Annotated in this window: 18 protein-coding genes; 10 read left to right on the top strand and 8 right to left on the bottom strand. The window is 59.5% G+C overall.

Going from position 1 to position 24,743, the window contains the following annotated elements; translation table 11 throughout:
- Nucleotides 1-18 precede the first annotated feature (18 nt).
- The 3 genes from mexE to AAEZ10_RS02725 are packed head-to-tail and all read left to right on the top strand — an operon-like array spanning nucleotide 19 to nucleotide 5,885.
- Nucleotides 19-1,272 (top strand): multidrug efflux RND transporter periplasmic adaptor subunit MexE, encoded by a 1,254-nt coding sequence (gene mexE / locus AAEZ10_RS02735; protein ID WP_024013077.1) that lies wholly within the window; start codon nucleotides 19-21, stop codon nucleotides 1,270-1,272.
- Nucleotides 1,273-1,287: 15 nt separating this feature from the next.
- Nucleotides 1,288-4,467 (top strand): efflux RND transporter permease subunit, encoded by a 3,180-nt coding sequence (locus AAEZ10_RS02730; protein ID WP_110645380.1) that lies wholly within the window; start codon nucleotides 1,288-1,290, stop codon nucleotides 4,465-4,467.
- Nucleotides 4,464-5,885: an efflux transporter outer membrane subunit gene (locus AAEZ10_RS02725; RefSeq protein WP_039761555.1), complete on the top strand. Its 1,422-nt coding sequence runs from the start codon at nucleotides 4,464-4,466 to the stop codon at nucleotides 5,883-5,885. Before AAEZ10_RS02730 ends, AAEZ10_RS02725 begins: the two co-directional genes overlap by 4 nt.
- Before the next feature lie 202 nt (nucleotides 5,886-6,087).
- On the opposite strand, the gene AAEZ10_RS02720 is transcribed toward AAEZ10_RS02725, so the two are convergent.
- Genes AAEZ10_RS02720 through AAEZ10_RS02710 form a run of 3 tightly spaced genes read right to left on the bottom strand, consistent with a single transcriptional unit; the run spans nucleotide 6,088 to nucleotide 9,368 of the window.
- The gene (locus AAEZ10_RS02720) at nucleotides 6,088-7,017 is read right to left on the bottom strand and encodes an HlyD family secretion protein (protein WP_374190759.1); all 930 of its coding nucleotides are present in this window, start codon (nucleotides 7,015-7,017) and stop codon (nucleotides 6,088-6,090) included.
- A 25-nt stretch (nucleotides 7,018-7,042) separates the two neighbouring features.
- Nucleotides 7,043-7,243 carry a DUF1656 domain-containing protein gene (locus AAEZ10_RS02715; RefSeq protein ID WP_243241042.1) on the bottom strand — a complete coding sequence of 67 codons (201 nt, stop codon included), beginning with the start codon at nucleotides 7,241-7,243 and terminating at the stop codon, nucleotides 7,043-7,045.
- Nucleotides 7,233-9,368 (bottom strand): FUSC family protein, encoded by a 2,136-nt coding sequence (locus AAEZ10_RS02710; protein WP_350567484.1) that lies wholly within the window; start codon nucleotides 9,366-9,368, stop codon nucleotides 7,233-7,235. The genes AAEZ10_RS02715 and AAEZ10_RS02710 overlap by 11 nt, the downstream gene beginning before the upstream one ends.
- A 170-nt stretch (nucleotides 9,369-9,538) precedes the next feature.
- Here AAEZ10_RS02710 and AAEZ10_RS02705 point away from each other — a divergent pair, with 170 nt between their 5' ends.
- The 3 genes from AAEZ10_RS02705 (at nucleotide 9,539) to AAEZ10_RS02695 (ending at nucleotide 13,897) form a co-directional block, all read left to right on the top strand.
- Nucleotides 9,539-10,594 carry a tetratricopeptide repeat protein gene (locus AAEZ10_RS02705; RefSeq protein WP_350567482.1) on the top strand — a complete coding sequence of 352 codons (1,056 nt, stop codon included), beginning with the start codon at nucleotides 9,539-9,541 and terminating at the stop codon, nucleotides 10,592-10,594.
- A gap of 133 nt (nucleotides 10,595-10,727) precedes the next feature.
- Nucleotides 10,728-12,230, top strand: a complete 1,503-nt coding sequence (locus AAEZ10_RS02700; RefSeq protein WP_024013082.1) for an ATPase domain-containing protein — start codon at nucleotides 10,728-10,730, stop codon at nucleotides 12,228-12,230.
- Nucleotides 12,227-13,897 (top strand): ATP-binding protein, encoded by a 1,671-nt coding sequence (locus AAEZ10_RS02695; RefSeq protein ID WP_110645384.1) that lies wholly within the window; start codon nucleotides 12,227-12,229, stop codon nucleotides 13,895-13,897. The genes AAEZ10_RS02700 and AAEZ10_RS02695 overlap by 4 nt, the downstream gene beginning before the upstream one ends.
- A 42-nt stretch (nucleotides 13,898-13,939) precedes the next feature.
- Here the strand turns inward: AAEZ10_RS02695 and AAEZ10_RS02690 are convergent, their stop codons facing one another.
- Genes AAEZ10_RS02690 through AAEZ10_RS02670 form a run of 5 tightly spaced genes read right to left on the bottom strand, consistent with a single transcriptional unit; the run spans nucleotide 13,940 to nucleotide 20,466 of the window.
- Nucleotides 13,940-14,317 carry a response regulator gene (locus AAEZ10_RS02690; protein ID WP_016774860.1) on the bottom strand — a complete coding sequence of 126 codons (378 nt, stop codon included), beginning with the start codon at nucleotides 14,315-14,317 and terminating at the stop codon, nucleotides 13,940-13,942.
- A gap of 44 nt (nucleotides 14,318-14,361) precedes the next feature.
- On the bottom strand, nucleotides 14,362-15,576 hold the full coding sequence (locus AAEZ10_RS02685) for a hybrid sensor histidine kinase/response regulator (protein ID WP_071172558.1): 1,215 nt from the start codon (nucleotides 15,574-15,576) through the stop codon (nucleotides 14,362-14,364).
- Nucleotides 15,570-16,163 carry a chemotaxis protein CheB gene (locus AAEZ10_RS02680; RefSeq protein WP_110645386.1) on the bottom strand — a complete coding sequence of 198 codons (594 nt, stop codon included), beginning with the start codon at nucleotides 16,161-16,163 and terminating at the stop codon, nucleotides 15,570-15,572. Before AAEZ10_RS02680 ends, AAEZ10_RS02685 begins: the two co-directional genes overlap by 7 nt.
- Nucleotides 16,160-16,993, bottom strand: a complete 834-nt coding sequence (locus tag AAEZ10_RS02675; protein ID WP_016774863.1) for a CheR family methyltransferase — start codon at nucleotides 16,991-16,993, stop codon at nucleotides 16,160-16,162. The genes AAEZ10_RS02680 and AAEZ10_RS02675 overlap by 4 nt, the downstream gene beginning before the upstream one ends.
- Nucleotides 16,993-20,466, bottom strand: a complete 3,474-nt coding sequence (locus AAEZ10_RS02670; RefSeq protein ID WP_350567475.1) for a response regulator — start codon at nucleotides 20,464-20,466, stop codon at nucleotides 16,993-16,995. The genes AAEZ10_RS02675 and AAEZ10_RS02670 overlap by 1 nt, the downstream gene beginning before the upstream one ends.
- A gap of 265 nt (nucleotides 20,467-20,731) precedes the next feature.
- On the opposite strand from AAEZ10_RS02670, the gene AAEZ10_RS02665 reads away from it, so the two are divergent.
- The 4 genes from AAEZ10_RS02665 (at nucleotide 20,732) to AAEZ10_RS02650 (ending at nucleotide 24,478) form a co-directional block, all read left to right on the top strand.
- Nucleotides 20,732-21,091: a response regulator gene (locus AAEZ10_RS02665; protein ID WP_071172561.1), complete on the top strand. Its 360-nt coding sequence runs from the start codon at nucleotides 20,732-20,734 to the stop codon at nucleotides 21,089-21,091.
- 118 nt (nucleotides 21,092-21,209) lie between these two features.
- Nucleotides 21,210-22,514: a glycosyltransferase gene (locus AAEZ10_RS02660; protein WP_350567472.1), complete on the top strand. Its 1,305-nt coding sequence runs from the start codon at nucleotides 21,210-21,212 to the stop codon at nucleotides 22,512-22,514.
- Between the two features lie 107 nt (nucleotides 22,515-22,621).
- Nucleotides 22,622-23,485 carry a PI-PLC domain-containing protein gene (locus AAEZ10_RS02655; RefSeq protein WP_110645389.1) on the top strand — a complete coding sequence of 288 codons (864 nt, stop codon included), beginning with the start codon at nucleotides 22,622-22,624 and terminating at the stop codon, nucleotides 23,483-23,485.
- Nucleotides 23,486-23,572: 87 nt separating this feature from the next.
- Complete coding sequence (locus AAEZ10_RS02650; protein WP_110645390.1) at nucleotides 23,573-24,478, top strand: AraC family transcriptional regulator; 906 nt, start codon at nucleotides 23,573-23,575, stop codon at nucleotides 24,476-24,478.
- The last annotated feature ends 265 nt before the right edge of the window (nucleotides 24,479-24,743 follow it).

Raw genomic sequence — 24,743 nt, 5'->3', positions numbered from 1 at the left:
CTTCGGCGGATTGCATCCATGGAACAATCACTCAAACATTTGCGCTTCCCGTTGGCCATGCTGGCCGTACTGGTGATGAGCGCCTGCGGCAAAACTCCGGAGACTGCCGGCGCCCCGCCCGCTGCCAAAGTCAGCGTGGCCAAGGTGCTGGAACAACCGGTCAACGAGTGGGACGAATTTACCGGGCGCCTCGAAGCGCCGGAAACCGTTGAAATCCGCCCACGGGTTTCGGGCCAGATCGATCAGGTCGCGTTCACCGAAGGCGCGCTGGTCAAAAAAGGCGACCTGCTGTTCCAGATCGACCCGCGTCCGTTCCAGGCCGAGGTACGCCGCCTCGAAGCTCTGGTTGCTCAAGCTCGCGCCACCGCCACTCGCAGCGAAAACGAAGCCGCTCGCGGTGAACGTCTGCGTGCCAGCAACGCCATTTCCGCTGAACTGGCCGACTCGCGCACCAGCGCCGCCCAAGAGGCCCGCGCCGCAGTTGGTGCCCTGCAGGCACAACTGGACCTGGCCAAACTGAATCTAAGCTTCACCCGCGTGACCGCACCGATCAGCGGCCGCGTCAGCCGCGCCGAAATCACTGCCGGCAACCTGGTGACCGCCGACACCACCGCGCTGACCAGCGTCGTCTCCACCGACAAGGTCTACGCCTACTTCGACGCCGACGAACGCGTGTTCCTCAAATACACCCAACTGGCCCGCAACGGCCAGCGCGGCGCAACCACGCCGGTGTACATGGGCCTGTCCAACGAAGACGGCAACCCGCACCTGGGCCAGATGAACTTCGTCGACAACCAGGTCAATCCGAAAACCGGCACCATCCGTGGTCGCGCCGTCTTCGACAACGCTGACGGCACCTACACCCCGGGCTTGTACGCGCGGCTGAAACTGGTCGGTAGCGGCACCTACAACGCGATGCTGATCAATGACGAAGCCGTGGGCACTGACCTGGGCAAGAAGTTCGTGCTGGTGATGGATGGCGACAACAAGACCGCCTACCGCGCCGTTGAACTCGGTCCGAAAATCGAAGGCCTGCGCATCGTCCGCAACGGTCTGAACAAGGACGACACCATCATCGTCAAGGGTCTGCAACGGGTTCGTCCTGGCTCACCGGTCACCCCTGAGGTGATTCCGATGGCCAGCGAGCAGACCCTCGCCGCCCTCGCTCAACAACGTCAAGCGCTGGAAGCCAGCAACCTGCCCAAAGTTGCCCCTGCCAAGGGCGCATCGGGTTCGGCTGCGAAGCTGGCCGCTACGACCCCACGCGGTTAAGGGACGACAACTCCGATGAATTTTTCCCAATTCTTCATTTCCCGGCCGATCTTCGCAGCGGTGCTGTCGCTGTTGATCCTGATCGCCGGCGCGATCTCGCTGTTCCAGTTGCCGATCAGCGAATACCCGGAAGTCGTGCCGCCGACCGTGGTCGTGCGCGCCAACTTCCCGGGCGCCAACCCCAAAGTCATCGGTGAAACCGTGGCCGCTCCGCTGGAGCAGGCGATCACCGGCGTCGAGAACATGCTGTACATGTCCTCGCAATCGACCGCTGACGGCAAGATCACCCTGACCATCACCTTCGCCCTGGGCACTGACCTGGACAACGCGCAGGTGCAGGTGCAGAACCGGGTGACCCGGACCGAGCCAAAGCTTCCTGAGGAAGTGACGCGCATCGGTATCACCGTCGACAAGGCTTCGCCCGACCTGACCATGGTTGTGCACTTGACCTCACCGGACAAGCGCTACGACATGCTCTACCTGTCCAACTACGCGATCCTCAACATCAAGGATGAGCTCGCTCGCCTGGGTGGTGTCGGTGACGTGCAGTTGTTCGGTATGGGCGACTACTCGCTGCGCGTCTGGCTTGATCCGAACAAGACCGCTTCGCGCAATCTGACCGCGACCGATGTGGTGACCGCGATTCGCGAGCAGAACCGTCAGGTCGCCGCCGGCCAACTGGGCGCGCCCCCTGCCCCGACCGCGCAAAGCTTCCAGCTGTCGGTCAACACTCAAGGCCGTCTGGTTTCCGAGGAAGAGTTCGAGAACATCGTCATTCGTGCAGGCGACGACGGTGAGATCACTCGCCTGAAGGACATCGCGCGCATTGAACTGGGCTCCAGCCAATACGCCTTGCGCTCGCTGCTGAACAATCAGCCGGCGGTGGCGATCCCGATCTTCCAGCGTCCCGGTTCCAACGCCATCGACATTTCCAACGAAGTGCGCGGCAAGATGGAAGAGCTGAAGAAAGGCTTCCCGCAGGGCATGGACTACAGCATCGTGTATGACCCGACGATCTTCGTCCGTGGCTCGATCGAAGCGGTGGTGCACACCCTGTTCGAAGCGCTGATCCTCGTGGTGCTGGTGGTGATTCTGTTCCTGCAGACCTGGCGCGCCTCGATCATTCCGTTGGTGGCGGTGCCGGTATCGTTGATCGGTACGTTTGCGGTCATGCACCTGTTCGGCTTCTCGCTCAACGCCCTGTCGCTGTTCGGCCTGGTATTGGCCATCGGTATCGTGGTGGACGACGCCATTGTCGTGGTGGAGAACGTCGAACGGAACATCGAACTCGGACTGACGCCGGTCGAAGCGACCAAGCGCGCCATGCGTGAAGTGACCGGGCCGATCGTGGCCACGGCACTGGTGCTGTGTGCCGTGTTCATCCCGGCGGCATTCATTTCCGGCCTCACCGGGCAGTTCTACAAACAGTTCGCACTGACCATCGCGATCTCTACAGTGATCTCGGCGTTCAACTCGCTGACCCTGTCGCCAGCATTGGCCGCTGTGTTGCTGAAAAGCCACGACGCGCCGAAAGACCGCTTCTCGAAAGTGCTCGACAAGATCTTCGGCGGCTGGCTGTTCCGTCCGTTCAACCGTTTCTTCGACCGTGCCAGTCATGGCTACGTCGGCACCGTGCGCCGGGTCATCCGTAGCAGCGGCATCGCCCTGCTCGTGTATGCAGGCCTGATGGTGCTGACCTTCTTCGGTTTCTCCAGCACGCCGACCGGTTTCGTACCCGGTCAGGACAAGCAATACCTGGTGGCCTTCGCGCAATTGCCGGATGCCGCGAGCCTGGATCGCACCGAAGACGTGATCAAGCGCATGTCCGACCTCGCGCTGAAACAGCCGGGCGTGGAAAGCGCCGTAGCGTTCCCGGGCCTGTCGATCAACGGCTTCACCAACAGCCCGAACGCCGGCATCGTCTTCGTGACGCTGAAACCGTTCGACGAGCGTAAAGACCCGAGCATGTCCGCCGGTGCGATTGCCGGCGCCTTGAACGGCCAGTACGCGAACATTCAGGAAGCGTACATGGCGATCTTCCCGCCACCGCCGGTACAAGGCCTGGGCACCATTGGCGGTTTCCGCCTGCAGATCGAAGACCGGGGCAACCTCGGCTACGACGAGCTGTACAAAGAAACCATGAACATCATCAACAAAAGCCACAACGTGCCGGAACTGGCCGGCCTGTTCACCAGCTACACGGTGAACGTGCCGCAGGTCGATGCCGCTATCGACCGTGAAAAAGCCAAGACCCATGGCGTGGCCGTCAGCGACATCTTCGACACCCTGCAGATCTATCTGGGTTCGCTGTATGCCAACGACTTCAACCGCTTCGGGCGCACCTATCAGGTCAACGTTCAGGCCGAACAGCAGTTCCGCCTTGAATCCGATCAGATTGGTCAGCTGAAAGTACGCAACAACAAAGGCGAAATGATCCCGCTGGCGACCTTCATCAAGGTCAGCGACACCTCGGGACCGGATCGCGTGATGCACTACAACGGCTTCATCACCGCTGAAATCAACGGTGCCGCAGCCCCGGGCTACAGCTCCGGCCAGGCGGAAAAAGCCATCGAGAAACTGCTCAAGGAAGAACTTCCGAACGGCATGACCTACGAGTGGACCGACCTGACCTACCAGCAGATTCTGTCCGGCAACACCGCGCTGTTCGTGTTCCCGCTCTGCGTGCTGCTGGCGTTCCTGGTGCTCGCCGCACAATACGAAAGCTGGAGCCTGCCACTGGCGGTGATCCTGATCGTACCGATGACCCTGCTGTCGGCCATTACGGGTGTGATCATCTCCGGCGGTGACAACAACATCTTCACCCAGATCGGCTTGATCGTACTGGTAGGACTTGCCTGTAAAAACGCGATTCTCATCGTCGAGTTCGCCAAGGATAAACAGGAAGAAGGCCTCGATCCGCTCGCTGCGGTACTGGAAGCCTGCCGCCTGCGTCTGCGGCCGATCCTGATGACCTCGTTCGCGTTCATCATGGGTGTGGTGCCACTGGTGTTCTCCAGCGGTGCCGGTGCCGAGATGCGTCACGCCATGGGTGTGGCGGTGTTCTCCGGGATGCTCGGGGTGACCTTCTTCGGTCTGCTACTGACGCCAGTGTTCTACGTACTGATCCGTAACTTTGTCGAACGCGGCGAGCAGCGCAAAGCAGCCAAAGCCCTGCAATTGGAGGCGCAACAATGAGTCTGAAAGTCTTCCTGCCGAGTCTGCTGGTGCTGGCCCTCAGCGCCTGCGCCGTCGGCCCCGACTACAAGACCCCGGCCACGGAGGCGGCCAACATCACGACCGCCACCGACGGCGCCGCCGGACAAAAGAACTTCGACCGCTCGAAATTCGAAGGCATCTGGTGGCAGCAATTCGATGATCCGACCCTGAACCAGTTGGTGAGCCAGTCGCTGCAAGGCAACCGTGAACTGCGCGTGGCGTTCGCCCGCTGGAAAGCCGCTCGGGCGATCCGCGACGACGCCAGCAACGACGCGATGCCGACCATCACCAGCCGCGCCAGCAGCGACCTGGGCAAGGGCCAGATTCCCGGCCAGACCACCGACCGCGTCAATAGCGAACGTTATGACCTCGGTCTGGACATGGCCTGGGAGCTCGATCTGTTCGGCCGCATCCAGCGCAATCTGGAAGCCAGTGATGCCGACCAGCAGGCCGCCGAAGCCGATCTGTATCAGTTGCAAGTCACCATGATTGCCGAACTGGTCGACGCTTACGGTCAACTGCGCGGTGCCCAACTGCGGGAAAAAATCGCCGTGGCCAACCTGAACAACCAGCAGGAGTCGCGCAAGATCACCATCAGCCTGCGTGACGCCGGTGTCGGTGATCAGCTTGATGTCGAGCGCGCCGATGCGCGTCTGGCCAACGTCGAAGCCACCGTGCCGCAGTTGCAGGCGGAACAGGTTCGGCAGAAAAACCGTATCGCCACCCTGCTCGGCGAACGCCCGGACAAGCTGACCGTCGACCTCAGCCCGAAAGATCTGCCGGCCATCGCCAAGGCGCTGCCGATCGGTGATCCGGGTGAACTGCTGCAACGTCGTCCGGACATCCTCAGCGCCGAGCGGCAACTGGCTTCGGCCACCGCGCGTATCGGCGTGGCCAAAGCCGATCTGTTCCCCCGCGTCAGCCTCAGCGGCTTCCTCGGCTGGACCGCCGGACGTGGCTCGCAGATCGGTTCTTCGGCGGCCAACGCTTGGGCGCTCGGCCCGAGCATCACCTGGGCGGCGTTTGACTTGGGTAGCGTCCGCGCCCGCTTGCGCGGCGCCGATGCTGACGCCGAAGGCGCACTGGCCAACTACGAGCAACAGGTGCTGTTGGCGCTGGAAGAATCGGAAAACGCTTTCAGCGATTACGGCAAGCGTCAGCAACGTCTGATCTCGCTGATCCGTCAGAGCGAATCGAGTCGCAAGGCCGCCGATCTGGCAGAAATCCGTTATCGCGAAGGCACCACCGATTTCCTCGTCCTGCTCGACGCCCAGCGTGAGCGCCTGAACGCCGAAGACAGTCAGGCACAGGCCGAAGTCGAGCTGTATCGCGGCATCGTCGCAATCTACAAGGCCCTCGGCGGTGGCTGGCAACCGGAGACAGTTGCCAGCAAGTAAAGATTGTTAAAGAGCTCCTTTGGTTGGCCGCAACCAACCAAATTTTTTGCCCCGCGTATCATTCGGTCGCGGGGTTTTTTTATGCCTGTTTGCAGCACTGGGATTTTTTGTGGGAGCGAGCCTGCTCGCGAAAGCGTCAGGTCAGACATATCAGCGGTGGCTGATAATCCGCCTTCGCGAGCAGGCTCGCTCCCACAGGGGATCAGCGGTGATCCTCCAGGACGGTGACGGTGGCGGTTGTACCGGCGCGCAGGCGATGCTTGCCGGCAAAGTCGCCATCGATGCCGATACGCACCGGCACCCGTTGCGCCAGTTTCACCCAGGTGTAACTCGGGTTGATGTTCGCCAGCAGACGACTGCCCGGCGCGTTTTCGCGGTCGGCGATAGCGAAGGCGATGCTTTCTACCGTACCGCCGAAACGCTCACCGCTCATCAATTGAATGCGTACCCGATCACCCTCCTCGATTCGCGGCAGCTTGGTTTCCTCGAAGTAACCACTGACATAGAACGAATCGCTGTCGACCAGCGCCAACAGTGCCCCGCCCGCCTGTGCGTAATCACCTTGGCGGGTCAGCAGGTTGGTCACGTAACCGCTCACTGGCGATTCAACGCGGGTGCGCTGCAAGTCCAGTTCGGCTTGGGTCAGCGCGGCAATTGCCAGTTGCACATTGGCTTCGGCCAGCCCGAGGTTGGCCTGATTGCGCAGCAGATCTGCCTGGGCAACCGCTACGTCGGTACTGGCCTTCTCCCATTCTTCACCGGAAATCGCGAAGCCCTGCTTCAGCGTGCGGCGGCGGCGCTCCTCGCTTTGACGTTGTTTGAGCAACGCTTCACTGGCGACGATTGCCGCCTGCGATTGCCCCAGCGACGCCTTGGACACTTCCACTGAACGACGGGCATGCTCGACCGCCAGTTGATAGCGCGCCGGATCGATCTCCAGCAACAATTGGCCCTTGTCGACATGCTGGTTGTCCTGCACTGCCAGTTTGACGATTCGCCCCGAAACATCCGCCGACAGCGTCACCACATCCGCCCTCACCCGAGCATCCCGTGTCCACGGCGCGCGGGTGTAATACTCCCAGGCGAACCAGCCGAGGACGATCGCCAGGATCACCACTGCCACGGTCATCATTCGTGCAACTAGTGCTTTCAAGACATCAGGCTCCCATCAACAGAATCAGCGTGGCGCAGACACAGGCGTACAGCGCGCCTTCGAACAGTGCTTCATGCCACACCAGGCGCAGCACGCCGAGGCGCCGCAGACACCAGTCCAGCAACATGAAAATCGGAATCGCCAGTAACAGTGCCTGGGCAATCGGCGGCACATAAACCCCGCCAATTTCGAAATCAATGGGCAAGTTGCGGTTCTCCTTCCAGGCCTTGAGGTTGCAAATAATCGCCGTGCCGCTCGAGGAATGACACCACAATCAGCAGCGCCACACGCATGCGAAACACCGACCATAGATGTTCATGACTGGTGGCGTGCAGCTCGTCCAGCTCATCTCCGAGTTGGTGCAACGTGGCCAGCGGCGCCGCAAGCTGGACATCGTCGCGACCGGCAACCAAACGACCGGTCTTGCGCAACGCCGACGCCAGGCGTTGGCCGAACGCATCGGTAAGTAGCGCGTTGTTCTGTGCCTGCTGCCGCAGCTGATGCATGGCCACGCCCAAGGCCACGCATGCCAGGCTGATTTCATACAAGCGCTGCATGGCACGATCGTTCGCCGCTGGCAGCAGGCCGAGCATGCTGGTCAGGCGATCGGTCATCCGACTCTCGAAAGCGAATTGTTGTTCATCGGTCGCAGGCATTTTGCTCAGTTGGTACACCTGCTCCCGCGCTTCGCCGTACAGGCGGCGGATGCGCAAGCCCGGGCGGAACGGGAAGATCAGCGCATAAACGATCAGGGCCAGCATCGCTGCGCTGACGTAGGCGCCGGCGAATTCGAACCATTGAATCGCCGTATTCTGCCCAGTGCCGGTATTTTGCGGTCCGAGCATGAGGAAACTGGAGAGGCCAAGGCCCATGCCGATACCGGCGGTGGCCGGACTGGAAATTCCCACGGCAATGGCATATAGCAGCGGCGCCAGCAGCAAGGCCAGCAGCTCGAAATCACTGATCGCCGGCACCAGCATGAATTGATAGAACGCCGACACCACCAGTGCCAGACCCAAGCCACGGGCGTAGCTTTGCGCAGCCATCAGCGGACGCGGAAAAGTCGCCATCAGCGAGCAGAGAATCCCCACCAGAATCATCCCGCCGCGCGCGCCATCCCAGGCCGTTTCGATCCAGATCAACCCGCTGACCAACAGCGCGGTAAAGGCGCGGATCGCATTCATCGAGGCCAGGGTGAAATCCAGATGCAACGGACTGCTCTGGCCGCGATAGAGACAACTGGCCGGGCGCCCTTCCTGAATCGCGTCGCTCAGTTCGAGGATCTGCTCAAGTTGCTGCAACAGGCGCGCCTGCTCCCAACGCAGCGCCCAAGCCAATGAACGCAGGGTCGCGCTCATGTTCTCGGTCTGCTGCTCGGCCTTGTACGCCAACGCTTCGAACTGTTGCTGCAAGGTGACGAAACGCTGCCGATCGGCGCCAGACAGCGCGCGGCCCTGTTGCGCCAGTTGCTCAAGCAACGCCAGTTCCTCGGCACGCAACTGCTGGACCTCCAGCGGCAGATCGCCCTCCCAGCGTTCGATGAGCAATTCACGCTGATGACGCAGCGCGGTCAGTCGCGAGGTCAGCAGCATCAGTTGGTTGCCGAGCAGCAATACCAGGTTGTCGGCACTGCGCAAACGTGGGGCATCGAAATACAAATGACGTCGCAAACCTTCCAGTGCGCTGATCTCACCGAGCAGTTGCATCTGCCGACGCTGGAAATCGGCTTCGCTTTCTTCCGTGCGAAGCACTTCGGCGGCGTGGCTGGCGGCCAGTTTTATGACCTGATCGATTTTGGCGAAATAGCCCTTGGTGACGGCCTCAGGCCGTGCCGTGAGCAAACTGACCACGCAGACACAGGCCACCGCCAACAAAGTTTCGGTGACACGGGTAACCGCTAGCAGAAAGGTGCCGTCCTGATCCGGAATCGCCAGTAAAGCTACGACCACAGCGGTGTAACCACTGAGCACGAACGCCTGGGAGCTGGTGTAACGCAACAAGGTGCCGCCCGCCGTGCACAGCGCCAGCCACAACGCCAATGTCGTGATGAACGGCAGCGGCGCCTGAGGGAAAATCGCCATGATCAGCACCGCCACCGCCGCGCCCACGGTGGTGCCGATCACCTGGCCGAAACTGCGCGCCAGTGCCATCCCTGCCAGTGGCTGGCTGACGATCACCACGGCCATGATCGACCACTTCGGCTGTTCGAGATCAAAAATGAACGCCAGATAAAGCGTCAACAGCCCGGCGGCGATGGTCCGCAGGGCAAACAGCAGAACAGCCTGACCGGGATGGATCAAAGCCTTGAAATAGGTGTACAGCGCAGACATGGGCACTCTCTTTAAAACGACTTCTGCAAGCGTAGACATTGCAGCAAAAGCCTGACGGATTTCACAGTCGACACGTGTTGTAGGACGATTCGCTGGCAACGGTTTGACTCACGCGCCAAGCTGAACGAAGCTTGCCGCTCTGCTCAAGTTCGAAGCTTTCGGAAACCCGCATGACTCAGTCCCGCCGCAACCTGCTGATCGGCTTAGGCCTCGTACTGATCCTCGGCGTCGTCTGGCTGTCCTGGCGCAGCAGCACTCCGACCATCCCCGATGCTATCAAACATGGCTACAGCGAAGCGCTGAACGCCGCGCGCACCGGTGAGCCCGGAGCGGCGCGCCAGTTGTACCAGCAATTGGGCCGCCCGGACATCTCGGTCAAGCGCCGGGTCTGGCTGCATGGCGAACTGCCCAATTACCCCAGTCCGCAGGCGTTGAAGCTGGCGGACATCGACTTGCATCACGAAGCGCCGCAAGTGCGCGTCGCAGCGATCAAAAGCATCGTCGGTCTGGTGCCCGGCGGGCAGCGCAGTCTGCTGCTAGGACCGTTGCTCGATGATGAAGAACAAGCTGTCCGTTTCGCCGCGATCAATGCCCTGCTCGGCCTGGCCCCGGACGAGCTCGGCCTGTATTTCGCACCGCTACAGCAGGCCATCGACGGCTGGCAACAGACCTTGGAAAGCCAGCCGGAAAGCGCCGCCAACTATGCGCAACTGGCCCATCTCTATATTCACAACGCCGAATACAAGCAGGCCCAACAGGCTTTGGACAATACCCTGCGTCTGGAACCCGGTAACCTGGCGGCGCTGGTCATGCAGATCGATGTGCTTGACCGCCAAGGCCAGAGCGATGCCGCTCGCCAGTTGCTCGCCCGCCAACTCAAGGCGCAGCCTGATTCCGCCTATTTGCAACATGCTCTCGGCCTGTGGCTGCTGCACCATGGCCAGCGCGAATATGCCCTGCTCGGCCTGTCCAAGGCGGTCGAGCTGGAGCCGGACAACAAGGATTATCGCTACGACCTCGCCACCACTCTGCACAGCGCGGAAGAACTGGAAGCGGCGCAGAAACAACTGCAGGAAATCGTTCAGCGCCACCCCGCCGACCGCAAGGCGCGGGTGTTGTTGATCAACTATTGGAAGGAAAGCGGCCAATTGCAGAATGTGCAGATTCTGCTGGCGCAACTGGAGCAGCTGAATCCGGACGACCCGGCCCTGCAACAGGGTCTTTAATCAAGGTAAAGCGGGTGCAATCAACCACCTGTCGAAAGAAAAAGCGGAACCGTGAACATGCCCTGAGGTCAAGTTATTCAGGCGGCTCACTTAAGCCAGCCGCCGAATTACCCTAGTCATAAGAGGGCGTTTTTTGACTACATCAAACGAGTTGATCAGTGCAAAGGCCGCCGTCGGCATCGTAGGTCTGGATGACATCCTTGCCGGTGGCCTGTCTCGCGGCCATGTGTTTTTGCTCGAGGGGGAACCCGGAACCGGCAAAACCACCGTGGCTTTGCATTTCCTCCGCGCCGGTGCGCTGGCCGGGGAACGTTGCTTGTACATCACTCTCTCGGAAACCGAGAAAGAACTGCGTCAAGGTGCGCTCTCCCACGGCTGGGAGCTGAACGAAAACATCAAAATCTTCGAGCTGACACCGCCGGAAAGCCTACTCAATGCCGAACACCAGCAAAGCCTGCTGTATTCCTCGGACCTTGAACTGGGCGAGGCGACCAGGCAGATTTTCGAAGTGGTCGAACGCTTCAAACCGACCCGTGTAGTGCTCGACAGCCTTTCGGAGATCCGCCTGCTGGCGCAGAGCTCGTTGCGCTATCGTCGGCAGATTCTGGCGATCAAGCACTACTTTGTGCGCTACGACGCCACCGTCCTGCTGCTCGATGACCTGACCACCGAATCCCTCGACAAGACCGTGCACAGTGTCGCCCACGGCGTGATTCGCCTTGAAGAGCTGACGCCAAGCTACGGCGCCGAGCGTCGTCGGGTACGAGTGGTCAAATATCGCGGGCAGAAATACCGTGGCGGTTTCCATGATTTCACCATCATGGGCGACGGCGTCCATGTTTTCCCACGCCTGGTAGCGGCGGAACATCGCGGCGACTACCCACGTTTGCAGCTGTCCAGCGGCATCCCGCAAATGGACGCCCTGCTCGGCGGCGGCATCGAGACCGGCTCAAGCACGCTGATTCTCGGCCCGGCCGGTACCGGCAAATCGATGATTTCGATGATCTTTGCCGCCGCAGCGGTGGCCCGAGGCGAAAAAGCCGCGCTGTTCATTTTCGATGAAGAGCTGGGCCTGCTGTTCGAACGCATGCGTCATCTGGGCATCGACCTCAAAGCCTTGCAGGCCACCGGTAATCTGCTGATCGAACAAGTAGACGCCGCCGAATTGTCTCCCGGTGAGTTGTCCCATCGCGTGCGCCGTTGCGTCGATGAGCTGGGTATCAAAACCGTGGTGATCGACAGCATTAACGGCTATCAAGCGGCGATGCCGGAAGAAAACGCGCTGGTGCTGCACATGCACGAGCTGCTGCTGTACCTTAACCGCAAAGGCGCGGCGACTTTCATGACGGTCGCCCAGCACGGTCTGGTGGGCGATATGCAGGCGCCGGTCGACATCACTTACCTGGCCGACACGGTGATTCTGTTGCGCTACTTCGAAGCCCTTGGCAAAGTCCGCCGGGCGATCTCGATTATCAAGAAACGTACCGGCAACCACGAGTCGACCATCCGTGAATACCGGATCTCCTCGCGTGGCATGACCATCGGCCAACCGCTGGAATCCTTCCAGGGCGTGCTGCGTGGCGTGCCGACCTACATGGGAGCGAGCAATCCATTGCTTGAGGATGAAAGCTTGTGACGGTCAACACGCCGTTGGCCGAGCGGGTGCTGGTGCTGGCGCCCATGGGTCGTGACAGCCAGATCGCGTTGATGATTCTCAACGAAGCCGGTTACGGCGGCATGGTGGCGCCGAATCTCGCCGCTCTGTGCACGGAACTGGAGGTCGGCGCCGGGTTGCTGCTGATTGCTGCTGAAGCGCTGCGCGGACCGGAACTGGAAGGGCTTATAGCCTACCTTGACCAGCAACCCGCGTGGTCGGACATGCCCATCGTGCTGCTGACTCATCATGGCGGCGATGAACAAGGTCCGCCGTCGCGTCTCAGCACCCTGCTCGGCAACGTGACTTTTCTCGAGCGCCCCTTCCATCCCGCGACGCTGGTCAGTCTGGTCTCCGCCGCCCTGCGCGGGCGGCGACGACAATATGAAGCGCGGGATCGGCTGATCGACCTGAGTGAAAGCGAACGACGCCTGCAATCAACTCTGGAAACCCTCGAACAACAGGTTGAAGAGCGCACCGCACAACTTCGCCACAACGAAGAAGCGCTGCGCCAGTCGCAGAAAATGGAAGCGGTCGGCCAACTTACTGGCGGCATTGCTCACGACTTCAACAATATGCTCACCGGCATCATCGGTAGCCTGGAACTGCTGCGCCGACGGCTGGCCCGGGGCCGCACCGAAGACCTCGACAGTCTGATCGATCTAGGCGTGACCTCCGCTAACCGCGCCGCCGGCCTGACTCACCGCTTGTTGGCGTTCTCCCGCCGGCAATCGCTCGACCCGAAAGCCGTGCAGATGAACACGCTGGTGCTGTCGATGGGCGAGCTGCTGCAACGCAGCCTGAACGAAAGCATTCATCTGGAAATGCGCCTGGACGACAACCTCTGGGTTGCCGAGGCCGATCCCAATCAACTCGAGAGCGCCCTGCTCAACCTGGTGATCAACGCCCGCGATGCGATGCCCGAGGGTGGCAAACTGGTGGTGGAAACCAGCAATCAGGTGCTGCATCGCGACTTCACTGCCGCTTACAGCAATCTGGAGCCGGGCGATTACGTGATGCTCAGCGTGACTGACAACGGTAGCGGCATGCCGCAGAGTGTGGTCAGCCGCGCGTTCGATCCGTTCTTTACGACCAAGCCGATCGGCCAGGGCACCGGCCTCGGACTGTCGATGATCTATGGCTTCAGCAAGCAGTCGCGCGGGCATGTGTCGATCGACAGTGAAGTCGATCAAGGCACCACGGTAAAACTCTACCTGCCGCGTTTCCGTGGTGAAGAAGTGGAAATTCCCGTCTCGGATTCGCAGCAGGCTCCGTATGCGATGGATGGCGAAACCGTACTCATCGTCGAAGACGATCCGGCAGTGCGCGTGTTGGTCAGCGCCGTGCTCAGTGAGTTGGGTTATGCGTTCGTGGAGGCCGGTGATGCCGACGGCGCCATGCCGATTCTAAACTCGACGCAACGCATCGACCTGCTGATCAGCGATGTTGGCCTACCGGGTATGAACGGTCGTCAACTGGCGGAGGTTGGTCGGCAGTATCGGCCAGGTCTGAAAGTGTTGTTCATCACCGGTTATGCCGAGCACGCGGCGGTGCGCGGTGGCTTCCTCGACTCGGGAATGCAGATGATTACCAAGCCCTTCACCTTTGATCTGCTCACCGCCAAGGTGCGCGAGATGATCAATAGCTGAATCTATAGGGGCTGCCGAAGGCTCGGCAGCTCCTGCATGAGATCAGGCCAGCAATTCCTGAATCTTTTCCTGCAACACATCCAGATCGAACGGTTTCTCCAGGATCGGTGCCTTGCTGGTGATCGGGCTGCCGGTTTCACGGATTTCCTGCGGGTAGCCGCTGATGAAAATCACTTTCAGGTCCGGTCGCAGCTTCACTGCCGGCTCGGCGATCTGCACGCCCGAGATCCCGCCCGGCAGGCGGAAATCGGTAATCAGCATGTCCAGGTGAGGTTTGCTGGCGAGGATCTCGAAAGCCTGCTCGCCATTTTCCGCTTGCAACACGCGATAGCCCTGCCCTGACAGGTAATCCGTCAGGACCATCAAGATAACCGGTTCGTCTTCGACGACGAGTACTACATCTTGCGCATCTACGCTCATGGGAAGCCTTTGTTCGGTCAATAGCTGCTGATACGACCGTGTGGTCACTCAGAGGTTGCGTCGGATATGCCGTTTTCCTGGATCGGCAGACAAACGCGAAACAGGGCGCCTTCGTTGATTTCACTCTCGACGACGATGGAGCCGCCATGGGCGGCGACGATCTGCTCGGAAATGAACAGACCCAGCCCGAGCCCGGCCACCACCGTCTTGGCGGACACCCGTTCGAACTGCTGAAAAATACGCTTCTGGTTCTCGGCGCTGATGCCGATGCCGTGGTCCTGAACTTCGACCCGCGCCTCCTCGCCTTCGCGATAGACGCGCACCTGAATCGGGCTGCGACCGCCGTAGCGCAAGGCGTTGGTCAGCAGATTGGACACCACCTGCTCGATGCGGAACTCGTCCCAGCAACCTTCGACCGGCTCGGACGCCTCAAAGGAAACGCTGGTTTCCGCCGCTTCCATTTGCGGTGCAAAATTTTGCAGCAGATTGCTGACCAGTTGCACCAGATCGAAACGACTCGGGCGGATCGACAGTTTGCCGGTGCGGATTCGCGAGACATCGAGCATGTCTTCGATCAGGCGAATCAGGCTTTTGATCTGCCGCTCATCGCGGTCGACCATCGCCTGCATCTTGTCGAGGGTGAACGCCGCGGCGTTATCCCGCGCCAGGTGCATCTTGCGCAGCTGGGTTTCAAGAATCAGACCATTGAGCGGCGTGCGCACCTCGTGCGCAACGATGGACATGAAGTCATCGCGCATGCGCACCGCTTGTTCCAGCTCAAGCTGGGTGCTTTGCAGTTGTTGCAGCAGCGCTTCCTGCTCACGGCGGGCCTGCTCCAGCGCCTCGACCTGCTGTTTCATGGCCTTGCTCTGGCGATACAGATCGACGAAAACGTTAACCTTGCTCTTCACCGCATGAATGTCCAGCGGCTTGTGCAGGAAGTCCACCGCACCGCTTTCGTAGCCCTTGAACGCGTAGTTGAGTTCACGGCCAGCGGCGCTGACGAAAATGATCGGAATGTTCTTGGTCTTCTCGGTGCCGCGCATCAACTCGGCCAGTTCGAAGCCGTTCATGCCCGGCATCTGCACGTCGAGAATGGCCATGGCGAATTCGTGTTGCAGCAACAGCGACAGTGCCTCGTCCGCCGACAGAGCCTTGTAGACCGTGCGATCCTCGCGCTTGATCAGCGCTTCCAGCGCCAGCAGGTTTTCTGGCAGATCGTCAACGATCAACAGTTTGGCTTGGATATTACTCAGCATGCGATTCGTTCCAGCTCGACTAGCAGACGGCCGATGCCGTGAATGGGTAGGACATGATCCGGCTGCAGAACGTTCAGTGCAGCCTGGGGCATGGTGGCGACTTGTGCATCATCGGGGTCTTGAACAATGGTCAGGCCGCCGCACTGCTTGACGCAGGCCAGCCCGCGCGCGCCATCGTGATTGGCGCCGGTCAGCAGGACGGCGGCGAGTGTCTGGCCATAAACATCAGCGGCGGATTCAAACAGGTAATCGATTGAAGGCCGCGAATGATGTACGCGGTCCTCCAGGCTCAGCGACAGGCTGCGATCCGCTTCGACCGACAAGTGATAACCGGGCGTGGCGAAATACACCGTGCCGGCTTCAATGTCCTGCTTGTCTTCAGCTTCCTTGACCGGCATCGCCACACGGCGGGAGAACACTTCGGCCAGATGACTGCGGCGTTCTTCCGGCAGATGCAGAACGATGATGATCGGCAGCACATAGCCTTTGCGTAATGGCCCGAGCAAGGTCAGCAACGCCTCGACACCGCCTGCGGAGGCGCCGATCACGACGGCCTCGATGCGAGGCAGGCTCGGGGTGTCGTTCATGATTTGCGGTAGATCCGTTCTTGTTTGACCAACGCCTCGAACTGGTTCGAGTAATTGGAAAAATCCAGGGTTTCCTTGCTGCCCAGCACCAGAAAGCCGCGATGCGACAACGATTCATGGAACAGCCCGAACGCCCGGTCCTGCAACTTCTTGTTGAAATAGATCAGCACGTTGCGGCAGGAAATCAACTGGGTTTCGGAGAACACGCTGTCGGTGGCCAGGCTGTGGTCGGCGAACGTCACGTTCTCGCACAGGCTCTTGTCGAAAATCGCGTAGCCGTAGGCTGCGGTGTAGTAATCGGCAAACGAACGCTGACCGCCGGCCTGCTGATAGTTGGCAGTGTAGGCGCGGACGTTTTCCATGGAGAAAATCCCTTGCTTGGCCTTCTCCAGCGAGCGCGGGTTAATGTCGGTGGCGTAGATGATCGTGCGGTCGAGCAGGCCTTCCTCGCGCAGCAGAATCGCCATCGAATAGACCTCCTCGCCCGTGCTGCAGCCGGCAATCCAGATCTTCAGCGACGGATAGGTGCGCAGCAGCGGCACCACTTCGTTGCGGATCGCCAGGAAATGCGACGGATCGCGGAACATCTCGCTGACCGGGATCGTCAGCAGTTGCAGCAGTTGCATGAACGCCGTCGGGTCGTGCAGGACTTTTTCTTGCAGGGCCGAGATGGTTGCGCACTCGAACTGACTCAGCGCGTGTTGCACCCGGCGCTTGATCGAAGCGCCGGAGTAGTCGCGAAAGTCATAGCTGTATTTCAGGTAAATCGCCTCGATCAACAAGCGTAATTCGATTTCGCTGTTGCGCTCGGCTGAACTGCTGCGTTCCACTAGATGCGTTCCATTTTCGGTAACCACACACGTATCAGCGAGAACAGACGATCAAGGTCGATGGGCTTGGCCAGGTAATCGTTGGCGCCCGCTTGCAGGCAGCGCTCCTGATCGTCCTTCATGGCCTTGGCCGTCACCGCGATGATCGGCAGCTTGCGCCAGCGCGGATCCTTGCGGATTTCCATGGTGGCTTCGAAGCCATCCATTTCCGGCATCATCACGTCCATCAGCACCAGGTCGATGTCCTCGACTTCATGAAGTTTCTCAATCGCTTCGCGGCCATTACGGCCGATCACCACGACTGCGCCTTTGTGTTCCAGCGCGCTGGTCAGGGCGAAGATGTTGCGCACATCGTCGTCCACCAGCAGCACTTTGCGACCTTCAAAGACCTTGTCGCGGCTGCGCGCGGTCTTGAGCATCTTCTGCCGTTCATGGGACAGCTGCGATTCGACTTTGTGCAGAAAGAGTGTGACCTCGTCGAGCAACCGCTCCGGCGAGCGCGCGCCCTTGATGATGATCGAGCGCGAATACTTGCGCAGTTCGGCCTCTTCATCGCGGGTCAGATTGCGTCCGGTGTAAACGATGACCGGCGGGAACGAGCAGATGTCCTCGGTGGACATGCGCTTGAGCAGATCGTTGCCGAGCATGTCCGGCAGCTTGAGGTCGATGACCATGCAGTCGTAGATGGTCGTGCGCAGCAGTTCCAGTGCGTCCTGGGCCAGGCCGACCGCAGTGATTTCGATGTCTTCGTCGCCAATCAGCCGCGCGATGCTTTCGCGTTGCAGATCGTCGTCTTCGACCAGCAGCACGCGTTTGACCTTCTGCGTCAGCTTGGCCTCGAGACGGGCGAACACATCCTTGAGCTCTTCGCGGGTGGTCGGCTTCACTGCGTAGCCGATCGCGCCCATGTGCATGGCCGCTTCGACGCGGTCTTCCACGGAAATCACGTGCACTGGAATGTGCCGGGTTTCGGCGCGTTCTTTCAGGCGTTGCAGCACGGTCAGACCGGAATGATCCGGCAGGCGCATGTCGAGCAGGATCGCATCCGGAACGAATTCGCGCGCCAGGTCGTAACCTTCGTCAGCGCCGTGGGCGACCAGACACATGTAGCCCAACTCATGGGCCAGGTCATAGAGGATACGGGCGAAGTTCGGTTCGTCCTCCACCACCAGAATGCAGCGGGTGGCGAACGGTGCCTTGTCGCGATCGTCGGCAAAGCGCGGGATAACCGCTGGAATCGCCGATGCGAGCGGAGCCGCAACAGCAACTGGCGCAGGCGTCACAGGTGCCGGGTGGAAGGTCAGCGGCGCGGCCGGCGTTTCACCGAATTCGTGATACTGACGCGGCAACACTAGCGTAAACGTACTGCCCTGCCCCGGCACGCTGTCGACGCTGATCGAACCGCCCAGCAACGTCGCCAGATCCCGCGAGATCGACAGGCCCAGACCGGTGCCGCCGTACTTGCGATTGGTGGTGCCATCCGCCTGACGGAACGCCTCGAAGATACTTTCTTGCTGATCGGCAGCGATACCGATCCCGGAATCCTTGACGCTGAAGGCGATGTGATCATTCGGCTGCGCGGTGATGGTCAGGCTCACGGCGCCGTGCTCGGTGAACTTGATCGCGTTGGACAGCAGGTTCTTGATGACCTGCTCCAGACGCTGACGGTCGGTGAACAGCAAGCCCGGTGCGTCCGGCTGAACCTCGACGCTGAAGGCCAGTTTCTTGTCCGCCGCCAAGGGTTCGAACATCGAGCGCAAGCCGTCGACCAGACGATCGACGCGGGTGTTTTCGGCAATCACTTCAAGCTTGCCGGCCTCGACCTTGGAAATGTCGAGGATGTCGTTGATCAGGTTGAGCAGATCGTTGCCGGCCGAATAGATCGATTCGGCAAACTTGACCTGTTCCGCCGACAGATTCTGCTGCGGGTTCTCCGCCAGCAGCTTGGCCAGAATCAGCGAACTGTTGAGCGGCGTGCGCAGTTCGTGGGACATGTTGGCGAGGAATTCGGACTTGTACTTGCTCGAACGTTGCAGCTCTTCGGCACGCTCTTCAAGCTGGATCTGCGCATGATTCAGCTCGGTGTTTTTCTTGTCCATCGCATCGCGCTGCTCGGCGAGCTGCTCGTTGGTCTGCTCCAGCTCCACTTGCTGGGTTTCCAGATGCGCCTGGGATTCCTTGAGAATCCGCGACTGTTCTTCCAGCTCTTCGTTGGCAGTCTTCAGTTCTTCCTGCTGCACTTGCAGCTCTTCATTGAGCTGCTGGGTTTCGGCGAGCACTTCCTGCAAGCGCTGACGGTAACGCGCCGCTTCGATCGAGGTGCCGATGTTGCCAGCAATCAGTTCCAGCAGTTCGATATCGCGCTCGGACAGCGGACGCAGGAAGCCCAGTTCGATCACACCGTTGACCCGATCATCATCGCTGGTCGGCACCACCAGCACACTGTGCGGCAGGCCTGCACCGAGACCAGAGCTGACTTTGAAATAGTCGTCCGGGACCGCGTCGAGACGGATCAGGCGTGCTTGTTCTGCGACTTGGCCGACGATGCCTTCGCCGCTGTAAATCGTCTGGTTCAGCTCTTCCTGCTCGCGGGAGAAACCATAAGTCGCCACGCGCTTGAGGCCGCCATGTTCTTCGCGCACATAAAGCGCGGCGACGGCAGTGCCGAGGTATTGCGCGCAGAATTGCAGAATGTTGCGCCCCAGCAGGTTCAGCGTCAGTTGCCCCAGCACCTGCTCGGCCAATTGTGTCTGGCCGTTGCGCAGCCACGCCTGTTTCTCGAGGCGTTCGGCGCTGGCCAGTTGGGCGGCGAGGTTGGCGCTGTAATTGGTCGACAGGTTGAGCAGATCACGGCGGCCGATGTAGGCCAGCAAACCGCTGATCCCGACGATGAAGATCAGGTAAAGGGTGATGCTCCAGATCGTCGTGCGGCGCACATCCTCGTTGCGCGTGGCGCGCAGCACCTGCTCGGTCTCGATGACGTCCTCGAATTGCTTGCGGATTTCATCGGTCAGGCGCTTGCCCCGCCCGGCCTTGACCGCACCGCGATAGTCGCCACTGCTGCGCTGCAGATCGATCATAGACTGCGCGTAATTGGCCCACTCCACCTGCAAGGCTTGCAAACGGCGCAAGCGATCGGTCTGCACCGGATTATCGGCGGTCAGCTCCAGCAACGTATTGAGGGCAACATCAATGCGCGGCTTGGCGATCTCATACGGGTCGAGAAAGTGCTCGTCACCGCTGAGCAGATAGCCGCGCATGCCGGTTTCCAGATCAACGGTGAGCTTCACCGCTTCATTGGCGTTATTGATCACCCGGTCGGTGTGCTCGACCCATTGGATGACCGACAGCAAATAAGTGATCAGCGAGACGAAGAACACGGCGCTGAGCACGCCGACGCCCAGCGGCAGGCTGACGTTGCGACTCAGAAGTTTGCGGAACCGTTGTTCATCAACCGAGGACGGAGAGGACATGGGGCAGCCTTGTCGAACTGTTGAAAACCCGAGAGTTTGCCCCAAAACCCCGCCATGGATCCATTTTTCTCACACAAATGATGGCATTTTCCTACACACGCCTGCGCATTGGACGACGCCAACGGTTATCCTTGCCGCACCGCACTGACCTGTTCTTTTTTGTATCAGCTCGGGAACTTGTGGCTATGCGCCACTTACTCATGCAAGAGTCCGGCAAAATTCGCTTGCCCGGTATCCCCCGATTTCAATTTTTGAGAGTCCTGCCATGTCTGCCAATGCCTCCACTATCCTTGTCGTAGAAGATGACGACATCGTGCGCATGCTCATCGTGGATGTGCTGGAGGAGCTGGAATACACGGTATTGGAGGCTGATGACGGCAACGCGGCACTCGAAATCCTTGCGGATCCTGGCAAAGCCATCGATTTGATGATGACCGACCACGGCCTGCCTGGCATGGACGGTCGCGAACTCTCTCAAAGGGCCCGTCAGCTGCGCCCTGCTCTGCCCATCCTGTTTGCCAGCGGTTATGCCGAGACTATCGAAGTACCCGGCGACATGCATGTCATCGGCAAACCGTTTTCGATTGACCAGTTACGCGACAAGGTCAAATCCATACTGGAATAGTCCTGCGGATCTACCAGCATTGGCTGGAACCCGAGCAATCGTGATCAACCTGAACTGGCGATGAGCACACATCACTGTGGTTTAATTGCGCCCTTTTTTATGCGCCGAGAATCCAGTGATGTCCCACTCCGTTCCCACCAAAGTCCTGGTCATCGGCTACGTCTGGCCCGAGCCCCGCTCTTCGGCGGCCAGCGGGCATGTCATGCAGATTCTTGAAGCGTTCCTCGAGCAAGGCTGGGACATCACGTTCAGCAGCCCGGCCGGCCCGGGGGAACACAAGGCTGACCTGACGTCACTGGGCATTCGCGAAGTGCCGATCGAACTCAACAACAGCAGCTTTGATACGTTCATCAGCGGGTTGGCGCCGGATATCGTGCTGTTCGATCAGTTCATGATGGAAGAACAGTTTGGCTGGCGGGTGGAGAAACACTGCCCGGACGCACTGCGCATCCTGGAAACCTCCGACCTGCAAAGCCTGCGGCATGCGCGTCATCAGCGTCTGAAAGACCGGCTGAAAAGCGACGACGAGCAGACTGATTTCACCGAACTGTTCGCACCGGCATTGCACGAAGAATTCCAGCTGATGGCGAGCACCGATCTGGCCAAACGGGAAATCGCTGCGCTGTACCGGTGTGATTTGAACCTGATGATTTCCGAAGTCGAGATCGACCTGCTGGTGGAGGAATTCGGCCTGCCTCGGCAAATCCTGCATTGGTGTCCGTTGATGATTGATCTTCCGGACACCACCGCGCCAGGTTTCGAAGAGCGCGCGCATTTCCTCAGCATTGGCAACTTCCGTCACGCGCCAAACTGGGATGCCGTGCTCTGGATGAAGACCACGCTCTGGCCGCTGATCCGCGCGCGCTTGCCTCGCGCGCAACTGCATATCTATGGCGCCTATACGCCGCCCAAAGCCACCGCATTGCACAACCCGGCCCAAGGCTTTCACATCATGGACTGGGCCGAAGATGCGCTTGAAGTGATGTCCGCAGCACGAGTCTGCCTCGCGCCATTGCGCTTTGGCGCGGGAATCAAGGGCAAACTGGTCGATGCCATGCTCTGTGGCACGCCAAGCGTGACCACACCGATCGGCGCCGAAGCCATGCACGGCGATGCTCCTTGGCCGGGAGCGGTTGCCCTGGACGCAAATACCTTCGCCGAACAGGCCGTGCAAATGTACGAAGATCCAGCGCGCTGGAAGCAAGCGCAGATTCAGTCTTCGGCACTTTTGCAGCAGCGTTATCAGCGCAGCGTACATGGCCCGCGTCTGATCAACCGGATAGCTGATTGCCGACAACACTTGGCACAACTTAGAAACGACAACTTCACCGGCGCCATGCTGCGACATCACACACTCAAAAGCACTCAATACATGGCTCAATGGATCGAAGCGAAAAACCAGTTAAATCCAACAGAGCGTTGATTACATCAATTACATGACTTGCATTAAAAGCGAACTTTCGCAATAACGCGAACATGCTTATAAACATCCTGCGCGCAACTAATCAACCACTTCGCAGGATATGCAACATGGAAAACTTCGACGATATACCAACCCATCAATGGATGGCTGATTTACCACAAATCGATAATCTTTCGTTATTCGAAATGACCCTGCCCGGCGCGCATAACGCCGGCTGTGACTGGGAAGCGTCTTACGCCCTGATTCCCGGGAAAAACTGGCTTGCCTGCCAGGACGTTTCGTTTTATTCGCAGTTGAATCGCGGCGCTCGCGCACTTGATGTACGCCTTGTTTACAACAGCAAGGCGAAACAACTGGCGAGATTCCGTTTCCAGCACAATGGCTTCAACTCTTCGCGAACGCTTGAAGACCTGATCAGAGACCTCAAGGGGTTTTATGAAAGAAGCCCGAACGAGTTTATCGTTCTGGACTTTCATGAACTTTCCAACGCTACAGATCCATTCAACCATGAGGAATTCAGAACAGCTTTGCTGGAGCACCTTGGGGAACGGATCATTCCCACCGAAAATCTGCATCTGACAATTGGCCAACTCAAAGCCATCGATCCATTGCAGCGCATTATGGTAGCTGCGCCGATGACCTGGGAAACCCTGGACTTCCGCTTTTATAGCCAGATCAATCACAAGTGGATCGGCAAATCACAGGTCAGCACCTCGGATCTCTATGGCTATATAGACAACGTACTGAGCACACCTGTCAGTACGCGCCGCCCGTGGTCGCTGTCGGCAACCAGTTACACACTCGGCGGCCCGCAGCGAATCCTCGACAGTCTTGACGAGTGGTTCGACCCGGAAAAATCCGATTGGGCGCGCAAGTGCAACATCATCAATTTCGACTTCATCAAGAATTCGAACATCGTGCGTTTCTGCCAAATGGCCAACTTGCAAAAGGCCCGCGACAAGCTCAACTGAGCGGTTACCACGGACGGCCGGTCGGAAGTGGCACAAATGGCAAAAAACGAGGCATGATCGCGCAGCGATAATAAAAAGTGCCTTGTCATGACCCGAAACGCTCGCGTGACCGACCCTTCCTACGAGTTGATGGACGACCATAACGGCTTGTCCATCATCTACCGCCAGCACGGCTTCCCCTGCCCGCTGGTGCGCTGGCATTTCCACAAGGAATACGAACTGCACCTGATCGTTGCCAGTTCCGGCAAAGTGTTCATCGGCGATTACATCGGCAACTTCTATCCGGAAACCCTGTTTCTGACCGGTCCCAACCTGCCGCACAACTGGATCAGCCAGGTCGCTGAAGATGAAGTGGTGGAGAAGCGCGACATGCTGGTCAACTTCACCGACGAATTGTTCGAGAGCGGGCACCAGGTGTTCGCTGAGCTGAAATCCCTGGCGCCACTGCTTGAGCGCGCGCAGTACGGCATCGAATTTCGCTGCAAGCGCACGATCCGTCAGGCCATGACACTCATGCAGCGGATCGCCGACAGCACCGGCATCACCCGCCTCGGGCATTTTTTCATCCTGATGGAATTGCTCGCTGCGAGTGAGGATTACCAGTTGTTGTCCGGTGCCACCACCCCGCAATTGGCCGACGAACACAACATCGACCGCACCAACCGCGCGGTCGATTACATCTTCAGCCATTACGCCCGGGACATTTCACTGGAGGAAGTGGCCGAGCACCTGGGCATGACGCCAACTTACTTCAGCCGGGTATTCAAACAGGCCACCGGGCGCAACTTCATCGAATTCGTCAATCGCCTGCGCATCAGCAAATCCTGTGAACTGCTGGCCGACGGCGACAAACCGGTGACCGAGGTGTGCTTCGAGTCGGGCTTCAACAATATTTCCAACTTCAATCGACGCTTTCAGCAACTCAAGGGCATGACGCCGTCGCACTATCGACGGCTGGCAGTGCAGCGGCTGACTGAACAGAACCATCTCTGACGACACGCCACCTGTGGGAGCGAGCCTGCTCGCGAAAGCGGTCTGTCAGTGAAAAGTCCTGTGCTGACACACCATCTTCGCGAGCAGGCTCGCTCCCACAAAAAACCGTGCCCCGGCTGGCGAAATCTGTACGCATTCGTTAACCGCACCTCGCGCAAAACCCCTTCCCTGCGTTCCCCCCACCAAACCCCAGTGCAAAAAAGTATCAACAAAAGTGCTAGGGATGATTTGTCAGCCCCGCCGTGGAAGGCTGTAATCAGCGCAG

This window comes from Pseudomonas sp. H26/SER47-MNA-CIBAN-0231 (assembly GCF_040310465.1).
GTDB lineage: Bacteria > Pseudomonadota > Gammaproteobacteria > Pseudomonadales > Pseudomonadaceae > Aquipseudomonas > Aquipseudomonas atacamensis.
Note: the sequence above shows the minus strand (reverse complement) of the source record. Positions and strands in the feature narration are given on the sequence as shown.